Below are 9,681 nucleotides of genomic sequence, written 5' to 3'. Positions count from 1 at the left end.
CGGCCCTCACCAATCTCGGCTATCGCCGCGCCGAGGCTGAAACCGCCCTTGGCCGGGCCGCTGAGGAACACGGGACGGACGCCACGCTTAACGTGCTGATCCGCGCCGGGCTGAAGGCGCTGGCGAAATGACGTCGAGAACGCTCAGGCTCTTCGATGTCGCGCGCTCGGGTGCGCATGGGTTGGGTGCGCGCGGGAATGATGGCGTGGCCGTGCGCCGAATAGAGACTCATGCGCAGGATCCTTTTAAAGGAACATGCGCATGAGTGACGACAGACTCCTCTCCGGCGAACGCGCCCCGGATGATTTCGCCGAGACCTCCTTGCGTCCGCAAACGCTTGAGGATTTTACCGGACAGCAGGCGAGCCGGGAGAATTTGCGCATTTTCATCGCCGCCGCGAAATCCCGCGGCGAGGCGTTGGACCATGTGCTGCTGCACGGCCCTCCGGGACTGGGCAAAACCACGCTGGCGCAGATCGTCGCGCGGGAGCTTGGCGTCGGCTTTCGTGCCACGTCCGGCCCGGTGATCCAGAAATCGGGCGATCTCGCGGCCATCCTCACCAATCTGCAGCCGCGCGACGTGCTGTTCATCGACGAGATTCACCGCCTGCAGCCGGCGATCGAGGAAATCCTCTACCCGGCGATGGAGGATTTCCAGCTCGACCTGATCATCGGCGAGGGGCCGGGGGCGCGCACCGTGCGCATCGACCTGCCGCCATTCACCCTGGTCGGCGCCACCACGCGCTCGGGCCTGCTGGCCACACCTTTGCGCGACCGTTTCGGCATTCCGCTGCGCCTGATTTTCTACACCACCGAGGAGCTCGCCCGCATCGTCGTCCGCATGGCGGGCAAGCTGGAGATGAACCTGACGGGGGAAGGGGCGGTGGAAATCGCCCGCCGCGCGCGCGGCACGCCACGCATCGCGGGGCGGCTGACACGGCGCATCCGTGATTTCGCCGCCGTGGCCGGGGCACAAAAAATTGATCGCGACGTGGCGGACGCGGCGCTCTCCCGTCTCGACGTCGATCATCTCGGCCTCGATGCGATGGACATCCGCTACCTGCGCCGCCTCGCCGACCACCATAATGGCGGGCCGGTGGGGGTAGAGACGCTGGCGGCGGCGCTCGCCGAGGCGCGGGACACGCTGGAGGATGTGGTGGAACCTTATCTGATCCAGGAAGGCTTTCTGGTTCGCACCAGCCGGGGGCGCATGCTCGGCGATCCCGGCTGGCGGCATCTGGGCTTGAAGCCGCCGCAGACGCGCAGCCCGCAACTCGACCTGCTGGGTGACGATTTTTGATCCATCACTACGAACTACGGGTATATTATCAGGATACCGATGCCGGCGGCATCGTGTATCACGCCAACTATCTCGCCTTTGCCGAACGCGCCCGGGCCGAGGCGTTGCGTGCCCTGGGCGCGCCGCATACCCAGCTGGTCGCTGAACATGGCGTGATGTTTGTGGTGCATCGCGTCAATTTGCATTATCAGCGCCCGGCGCGGCTGGACGAGGTAATCCGCATCGAGACCGAGATCACCAAGGTCGGCGGCGCAACGGTGACAATAAATCAACATTTCTGGCGAGACAGCGACTCGCTGGTTGTGCTGGAGGTGGCCCTGGGCTGCGCGCGCCTGGGGGATGGACGGCCGGCGAGAATCCCGGCGGACTGGGCGCGCAGGTTGAAGAGTGAAAAGGGACAGACATAGTGGATCAAGCGGTTAACTCGGCTGCGCTGGCAGCACCTTCGGCGAATCTGTCGCTCTGGGGCCTGTTCCTGGAAGCCGACGTCGTCGTCAAACTGGTGATGTTGATTCTGCTGCTCGCCAGCGTCTGGGTGTGGGCGATCATCATCGAGAAAGTGATCTCGCTGCGCCGCGTCAACCGCGAGGCGACGGAGTTCGAGGATTCCTTCTGGTCCGGCGGCAGCCTGGATGACCTGTATGAGCGCGAGGGCGCCGATCCCACCAACCCGATCGCCGCCGTGTTCGGCGCCGCGATGAGCGAGTGGAAGCGCACCGTGCGCATCGCTGGCATCGATATCGGCACCACCGCGGTGAAGGAGCGCGTGGACCGCGCCATGAACGTGACCATCATGCGTGAGATGGACCGGCTGGAACGCTACATGATCTTCCTCGCCTCGGTCGGTTCCACCGCCCCCTTCGTCGGCCTGTTCGGCACGGTCTGGGGCATCATGCACTCCTTCTCGGCGATCGCCGCCATGCACAACACCGATCTCGCGGTGGTCGCCCCCGGCATTGCCGAGGCCCTCTTCGCCACCGCGATCGGCCTGGTCGCGGCCATCCCCTCGGTGCTGGCCTATAATAAGCTGAGCAATGACCTGGCGCGCTTCGCCGCGCGGCTGGAAGGCTTCGGCGCAGAATTCTCGGCGATCCTGTCGCGCCAGTCCGAGGAGCGCAAATAAATGGCGGGCGGCATCATGGGGCCCGGCAACGGGCGGCGACGCTACCGGCCGATGGCCGAGATCAACGTCACGCCGCTGGTCGACGTGATGCTGGTGCTGCTGATCGTGTTCATGGTGACGGCGCCGATGATCACCTCCGGCGTCAACGTCAACCTGCCGCAGGCCAACGCCAGACCGGTCAATTCCGACTCGACGCCGATCACCATCACCGTCAATTCCCAGGACCAGATCTATCTGCAGAACAGCCAGGTGCAGCTGACCAACCTGGTGGCGACGCTGCAGCAGATCTCGCAGAACAATCCCGACCGGCGGGTGTTCGTGCGCGGCGACAAGGATGTCACCTATGGCGACATGCTGCAGGTGATGGCGACCATCACCCAGGGCGGTTTCAGCCATGTGGCTCTTCTGGCTCAGCAGCCACACTAGAACATGATTGCTTTCGTTCAATCATGCTCTAGCCTCTTTGGCATGAGCGATTGCATTGCTCGATCGAATCGCCCGGCGATTCGATCTCGAGCAATATCGTTCTGAGCGGTTAAAAGGATAAGATACGTGGACAGGGGCATGCGCCGTGGCGCGCTCATCTCTTTCAGCATCCATCTGGCGATCGTGCTGGCGGCGATCATCTCGCTGCCGCCGCTCAAACTCGACAACTCGGCCGATGAGAGCGTGAGCGTGGACCTGGTCGGTCCGTCCGCGCCGCAGCAGGCGAACGCACCCGGCAAGGTGCCGGCGCCCGCCAACACGCCCACCGTGAACAACGCCCATCTGGCGGAACAGAAGCCGCGGCCGGCGCCGATCGTGCAGCCGCCCCCGCCTCCGCCGCCGCCGCCGCCGGCCCCGGAACACGCGCCGACCTTGCCGACACCGCCGGCCCCGGCCCCGCCGCCTCCGCCGCCGACGGAGAGTCCGGTGGCGCTGCCGTCGCTGCCGTCGCCGCCGCCCCCGCCGCCGCAACCGCCGCAGCCCAAGACCAGCACGCTGGTGCAGCCGAAGCTGCCGATGCCGCCGCAGCCGCAACCGCCGGCGCCCGCGCAGAGCCCGACGCATCAGCAGCACGTGGTGAAAACCCCGGCGCCGCTCAGCCAGAACGTGCTGAACACGCTGATGAAGCTGCAGGCGCTGCAGAAGCAGACAAAGCCGCCCACGGCGCATTACAACCCCGAGCAGGGCGGCGCGCCGAATGGCGGCGGCAGCAAGCAAAGTACCGCAAATTCAGGGCTTTCGGGCGCTGACCGCGACGCGATCGGCAACCATGTGCGGCCGTGCTGGACCATCGATGCCGGCGCGCCGGGCGTGGCTGGTTTTCACGTGATGCTGACCGTGACCACCGACGCCACGGGCACGGTCCGTGAGGCGGTGGTGGCACCGGAGGATCAGGGCAAACTCAGCGATCCGTTCTTCAACGCCTATGCGCAACGCGCGATCAATGCGGTCGAGAACTACGAATGCGCGACTCTGCCGCTGCCCTCCTACATGCTCGGACATAACCAGACTTTTAGTTTCGACTTCTCGCCATAGTCTGGTTAGCCCTTTAAAAAGCCCCGCCGCTCATTTTTTAACGAGCGCTTTCACCAATCGGATGCCGGGCTCAGCCCGGACAAATCGCCACTGCCAGGAGGTCCGCTTATGACGCGTTTCAGAATGCCCCCCTTTTCCCGCCGCGGCCTGATCGGCGTCGGCGCCGCCTCGCTGCTGGCGCCGACGCTCTTCAGCGCGCGCGCCGATGCGCAGGCGGCCCCGGGGGGCGCGCCGGCCGGTGGTAATAACGGCCCGGCCATCAACGTGTCCGGGGCGCAGAACGCGCCGATTCCCATCGCCGTCGCGCCGTTCACCGACAGCTCCGGGGTCGGCGCGCAGATCACCGGCGTGCTGAGCGACGATCTTTCCCATTCCGGCCTGTTCCGCGCCATCGATCCGGCGAGCTTCGTGCCCAATTCGGTGAATAACGGCACGCCGGTCTGGGCGAACTGGACCATTCTCGGCGCGCAGGCGGTGGTCACCGGCGCGGTGACGGACCTGGGCGGCGGCCAGCTGCGCGTGGAATTCCGTCTCTGGAACGTCGGCAGCCAGCAGCAGCTGCAAGGCACCGCCTATACCACCACGGCCGCCAACTGGCGCCGCATCGCGCACATCATCGGCGACGTGGTCTACCAGCAGATGATCGGCGAGAAGGGCTATTTCGATTCGCGCGTCGCCTACATTTCCGACGCCGGGCGGGCGACGAGTCCGGTTCGTCGCCTGGCGGTGATGGATTATGACGGCGCCAACAACCAGTTCCTGACCGACGGCCTGGCGATGTCGCTGTCGCCGGAATACAACCCGACCCGCCAGCAGCTCGCCTTCGTCAGCTTCCGGGACAATCATCCGCGGGTCTATCTGTTCGACCTGCAGAACGGGGCGGAGCGGATGGTCGGCTCGTTCGGGGAAATGACCATCGGTCCGCGCTTCTCGCCGGATGGCAATTCGCTGCTGATGTCGGTGTCGCGCAATGGCGGAGCGGCGATCGTGCGCGTCGACCTCAGCGGCAGCGGCATGACCGAGCTCACCGATGCGAACTCGATCAACGTCACCCCCTGCTATTCGCCGGACGGTTCGCAGATCGTCTTCAATTCCGACCGTGACGGCAACCAGCAGCTGTTCGTGATGAGCGCCAGCGGCGGTTCCGCTAAGCGCATCAGCTTCGGCCCCGGCCAGTATGCCGAGCCCACCTGGTCGCCGAGCGGCGACCAGATCGCCTACACTTTCTGGGGGCAGGGCGGCTTCTCGATCGGCGTGATGCAACCGGACGGCTCGGGCGAGCGCATTCTCAGCCAGGGCTTCCTGGTCGAAGGCGCGACCTTCTGCCCGAATGGCCGTGTGCTGATGTTCTATCGCCAGGAGCAGACCAGTTCCGGCCAGGATTCGCGCCTGGTGACGATCGGCGTCGACGGTTTCAACGAGCGCCTGGTCGACACCCCGACCTACGGGTCCGACCCATCCTGGGGCCCGCTGCTGTCGTAAGCAAAAGCAAGCACTACTTTTTGTGAACAAAAAGTAGCAAAAAAAACTTTATTATGCTGGGCCATGGGCGCTGTCGCTGACAACGCCCATGGCCCAGCATAGCCAAAAATTTTTGCGCCGCTTTTTTTAAAAAGCGGCCGCTTCCCTCTCTCCTGCGCAAAAATTCATGGGCCGAAAACTTGCTTTTGCCCGGCATCTTTGCGATAGGGCGCGCGTCGGCTTTTGCCGGCAAATTCACACGCAGGGTGCCTTTCCTTGGGGAAACCCTTGGTCCGGTGGCTTCGGCCCTGACCCTGCGGAGGTTCAACCGGATTTATAGGAAAGTACTACTTATGGCACTCCCAGACGTTTCTCTGCGCAACCTGCTCGAATCGGGCGTTCATTTCGGCCACCATACGCGCCGCTGGAACCCCCGCATGGCGCCGTACCTGTTCGGTGTGCGCAACCAGGTGCACATCATCGACCTGCAGCAGACCGTGCCGATGCTCGAGCGCGCCCTGAAGGCCGTGCGCGACGTGACCGCCGCCGGTGGCCGCGTGCTGTTCGTCGGCACCAAGCGCGCCGCCGCTGACTATGTGGCCGAATCCGCGCAGCGCTGCGGCCAATATTACGTCAACCACCGCTGGCTCGGCGGCATGCTGACCAACTGGAAGACCATCACGGGCTCGATCAAGCGCCTCCGCCAGATGGACGAGCTGCTGGCCGGCGAGACCCAGGGCCTGACCAAGAAAGAGGTGCTGAACCTCACCCGCGACCGCGAGAAGCTGGAGCGCGCGCTGGGCGGCATCAAGGACATGGGCGGCCTGCCGGACATTCTGTTCATCATCGACACCAATAAGGAGAAGCTGGCGGTCGAGGAAGCCAACAAGCTGGGCATTCCGGTCATCGCCGTGCTCGACTCCAATTCCGATCCGGCCGGCGTGACCTATCCGGTTCCGGGCAATGACGACGCGATCCGCGCCATCACCCTGTATTGCGACCTCGTCGCTGGGGCAGTGCTGGACGGCATTTCCGCCGAGCTGGGCTCCTCCGGTGCCGATCTGGGCGCTGCCGCCGAGCCGGTGATCGACGCGCTGCCGGAAGCGGAAGCCGAGACCACCGCGACCGCCGTCTGAAATCCGAGCCGGCTCCCGCGAGGCGAGCCGGCTCCCGCCTGCCTTATGTTTTTATGATTGCCGGTTCGGTCGGGATTCCATGAATCCCGGTCAGGCCGGCATTGCCCTGAGCTGAAGGAGCAAGTGAATGGCTGAAATTACCGCCGCGTTGGTGAAAGACCTGCGCGAGACCACCGGCGCCGGCATGATGGACTGCAAGAAGGCGCTGACCGAGAGCAATGGCGACATTCAGGCCGCCATCGACTGGCTGCGCAAGAAGGGCCTCTCCGCCGCCGCCAAGAAATCCGGCCGCGTGGCGTCCGAGGGCCTGGTTGGCGTCGCGCTGGCGCCCGGCAAGGTGGCGATGGTCGAGATCAACGCCGAGACCGATTTCGTCGCCCGCAACGAGGCTTTCCAGAATTTCGTGGAGACGGTCGCCCAGATGGCGCTGACCATCGGCGAGGATGTGGAGGCCCTGAAGGCCGCCGCCTATCCCGGCACCGGCCGTAACGTGGCCGAAGAGATCGTGCATCTGGTCGCCACCATAGGCGAGAACATGACCGTGCGCCGCGTCGCCGTGATCAACGTGCCGGGTGGCGTGGCTGCGGCCTACATCCATGGCGCGTTGAAGCCGGGCCTGGGCAAGATCGGCGTCATCGTCGGCCTGGAAGGCAAGGCGGACGAGGCGATCGAGGCGCTGGGCAAGCAGATCGGCATGCACGTGGCGGCCACCCGCCCGGACGCGCTGACCGTCGCCGAGGTCGATCCCGCAGCACTTGAGCGCGAGAAGAACGTGCTCTCCGAGCAGGCCCGCGCCTCCGGCAAGCCCGAAGCCATCATCGAGAAGATGGTCGAAGGCCGCGTCAAGAAGTTCTACGAGGACGTGGTGCTGCTGGAGCAGGTCTGGGTGCATGACGGCGAGAGCAAGGTGAAGACCGTGGTCGAAAAGGCCGGCGCGAAAATCACCCGCTTCGTGCGGTTCCATCTCGGCGAGGGCATCGAAAAGGAAGCCACCGACTTCGCCGCCGAGGTCGCCGCCGCCGCCGGGGTTTAAGCCTCACCGATTGCTATGCTAAGCCGGGGCGGTTCGGGCATTCAGCTTGGACCGCCCTTCCTGTATGGAGTGCCCCATGTCGCCGATTCCCCAATATAAGCGTGTCCTTCTGAAAGTGTCCGGCGAGGCCCTGATGGGGAAGGGCGAGTATGGGCTGGACACCGAGACGGTGAACGGCATCGCCGCGGACGTCGGCGCTGTGGTGGCGATGGGCGTGCAGGTCTGCCTGGTGATCGGGGGCGGCAATATTTTCCGCGGGGTCGCCGGGGCCGCCGGCGGCATGGACCGTGCCCAGGCCGATTACATGGGCATGCTGGCTACGGTGATGAACGCGCTGGCCTTGCAGTCGGCGCTGGAGAAGCGCGAAGTGCCGACCCGTGTGCAGTCGGCCATTCCCATGGCCTCGGTGTGCGAGCCCTATATCCGCCGCCGCGCCGAGCGGCACATGGAGAAGGGGCGCGTGGTGATTTTCGCGGCCGGCACCGGCAACCCGTTCTTCACCACCGACACCGCCGCGGCCCTGCGCGCCACGGAAATGAAATGCGACGCGCTGCTCAAGGGCACGCAGGTCGACGGCGTGTATTCCGCCGATCCGCGCAAGGTGAGCGATGCCGTCCGTTACGAGGAATTAACCTATCTCGACGTCCTGGCGCGTGATCTGAACGTCATGGATGCGGCCGCGATCAGCTTGTCGCGCGAGAACAAATTGCCGATCATCGTTTTCAACATTCATGCGCCGGGTGCCTTCGCCGCCGTCATGCGCGGGGAAGGGCGCTTCACCCGGATCACAGAACCCCGGAATTAAGGACGAACAGATGCCTGTCGATCTCGCTTCCCTGAAACAGGACCTTACCCGCCGCATGGACGGTGCGCTGGACGCGCTGAAGCGCGAATTCGGCGGCTTGCGCACCGGCCGCGCCAGCCCGGCGCTGCTCGACCCGGTGAAGGTCGAGGCCTACGGCCAGATGACGCCGCTCAACCAGGTCGCCACCGTCGCGGTGCCGGAGTCGCGGATGTTGACCGTGCAGGTCTGGGACCGCTCGATGATCAATTCCGTGGTCGCGGCGATCCGCGATTGCGGGCTGGGCTTGAACCCGCAGCCGGACGGGCAGATGGTGCGCGTGCCGCTGCCGATGCTGACCGAGGAGCGTCGCAACGAATTGGCCAAGACCGCCGGAAAATATGCCGAAAATGCGCGCATCGCGGTACGTGGCGTGCGCCGTGACGGCATGGAGCAGATCAAGGCCTTGCAGAAGAAGCACGAAATCAGCGAGGATGACGAGCGCAACTGGTCGGACGAGGTACAGAAACTCACCGACGCCACCATCAAGCGGCTCGACGAGAGCCTGGCTGACAAAGAAAAGGACATCCGCCAGGTCTGATGGCTGATCTCTCGTCTCGTCCGATTCCCCTGCATGTTGCCATCATCATGGATGGCAACGGGCGCTGGGCGACCGCGCGCGGTCTGCCGCGGGTCGCCGGCCATCGCGAAGGTGCCAAGGCGGTGCGGCGCGCCATCGAGGCCGCCGTCAGCCAGGGTGTGCGCTATCTCACGCTGTTCGCCTTCTCGTCGGAGAACTGGCGGCGGCCCGCCGAGGAGGTGGCTGATCTCACCTTCCTGATGAAGCATTACCTGCGCAGCGAACTGCGCGAGTTGCACGAGAAGGGCGTGTGCTTGAAGGTGATCGGCGAGCGCGAGCGCTTTGGTCCGACCTTATGCGCGGAACTCGCCGCCGCGGAGGAGAAAACCGCCGGCAACACGCGGCTGACGCTGGTGATGGCGCTATCCTATGGCGGCCGGGCGGACATCGTTGCGGCGACGCGGCGGATCATCGAGGCCGGGGTGGCGCCGGACGCCCTCAACGAGCAGGTTTTTGCGCGCCATCTCGCGACGGATGGGATTCCCGACCCCGACCTGCTGATTCGCACCAGCGGCGAGGAACGTATTTCCAATTTCCTGCTCTGGCAGCTGGCTTACGCCGAGATGCTCTTCACCGACGTGCTGTGGCCGGATTTCGACGCGGATGATTTCGCCCGTGCGCTCGATGAATACACGACCCGGGAGCGGCGCTTTGGCGCACGCCCTGTCTGACATGTCGGCGTCAGGA

At 65.0% G+C, this 9,681-nt stretch carries 11 protein-coding genes and 1 pseudogene; all 12 read left to right on the top strand.

The window, feature by feature from the left end; genetic code table 11:
• Positions 1-131 (top strand): annotated as a pseudogene (locus VGG47_RS04535) (RuvA C-terminal domain-containing protein); the annotation flags it as partial.
• A gap of 130 nt (positions 132-261) precedes the next feature.
• Positions 262-1,299 carry a Holliday junction branch migration DNA helicase RuvB gene (gene ruvB, locus VGG47_RS04530; protein ID WP_331535871.1) on the top strand — a complete coding sequence of 346 codons (1,038 nt, stop codon included), beginning with the start codon at positions 262-264 and terminating at the stop codon, positions 1,297-1,299.
• Positions 1,296-1,706 carry a tol-pal system-associated acyl-CoA thioesterase gene (gene ybgC, locus VGG47_RS04525; RefSeq protein ID WP_331535869.1) on the top strand — a complete coding sequence of 137 codons (411 nt, stop codon included), beginning with the start codon at positions 1,296-1,298 and terminating at the stop codon, positions 1,704-1,706. Before ruvB ends, ybgC begins: the two co-directional genes overlap by 4 nt.
• Positions 1,706-2,422 carry a protein TolQ gene (tolQ, locus tag VGG47_RS04520; RefSeq protein WP_331535867.1) on the top strand — a complete coding sequence of 239 codons (717 nt, stop codon included), beginning with the start codon at positions 1,706-1,708 and terminating at the stop codon, positions 2,420-2,422. Before ybgC ends, tolQ begins: the two co-directional genes overlap by 1 nt.
• The gene (gene tolR / locus VGG47_RS04515; RefSeq protein WP_331535865.1) at positions 2,423-2,848 is read left to right on the top strand and encodes a protein TolR; all 426 of its coding nucleotides are present in this window, start codon (positions 2,423-2,425) and stop codon (positions 2,846-2,848) included.
• 138 nt (positions 2,849-2,986) lie between these two features.
• Positions 2,987-3,943 (top strand): hypothetical protein, encoded by a 957-nt coding sequence (locus VGG47_RS04510; RefSeq protein WP_331535863.1) that lies wholly within the window; start codon positions 2,987-2,989, stop codon positions 3,941-3,943.
• A gap of 108 nt (positions 3,944-4,051) precedes the next feature.
• Positions 4,052-5,425: a Tol-Pal system beta propeller repeat protein TolB gene (gene tolB, locus VGG47_RS04505; protein WP_331535861.1), complete on the top strand. Its 1,374-nt coding sequence runs from the start codon at positions 4,052-4,054 to the stop codon at positions 5,423-5,425.
• A gap of 332 nt (positions 5,426-5,757) precedes the next feature.
• Complete coding sequence (gene rpsB, locus VGG47_RS04500; RefSeq protein WP_331535859.1) at positions 5,758-6,540, top strand: 30S ribosomal protein S2; 783 nt, start codon at positions 5,758-5,760, stop codon at positions 6,538-6,540.
• A gap of 127 nt (positions 6,541-6,667) precedes the next feature.
• Positions 6,668-7,573, top strand: a complete 906-nt coding sequence (gene tsf / locus VGG47_RS04495) for a translation elongation factor Ts (RefSeq protein ID WP_331535857.1) — start codon at positions 6,668-6,670, stop codon at positions 7,571-7,573.
• Positions 7,574-7,649: 76 nt separating this feature from the next.
• Entirely contained in the window at positions 7,650-8,378 is a 729-nt protein-coding gene (gene pyrH, locus VGG47_RS04490) for a UMP kinase (RefSeq protein WP_331535855.1), read from the top strand.
• Between the two features lie 10 nt (positions 8,379-8,388).
• The gene (gene frr / locus VGG47_RS04485) at positions 8,389-8,955 is read left to right on the top strand and encodes a ribosome recycling factor (protein ID WP_331535853.1); all 567 of its coding nucleotides are present in this window, start codon (positions 8,389-8,391) and stop codon (positions 8,953-8,955) included.
• Positions 8,955-9,665: a polyprenyl diphosphate synthase gene (gene uppS, locus VGG47_RS04480; protein ID WP_331535851.1), complete on the top strand. Its 711-nt coding sequence runs from the start codon at positions 8,955-8,957 to the stop codon at positions 9,663-9,665. The genes frr and uppS overlap by 1 nt, the downstream gene beginning before the upstream one ends.
• Positions 9,666-9,681: the final 16 nt, after the last annotated feature.

The sequence above is a fragment of the Acidocella sp. genome, assembly GCF_036489515.1.
In the GTDB taxonomy this organism is placed as follows: Bacteria; Pseudomonadota; Alphaproteobacteria; order Acetobacterales; family Acetobacteraceae; genus Acidocella.
The sequence above is the reverse complement of the archived record's forward strand: the minus strand, read 5'-3'. Positions and strand labels throughout refer to the sequence as shown.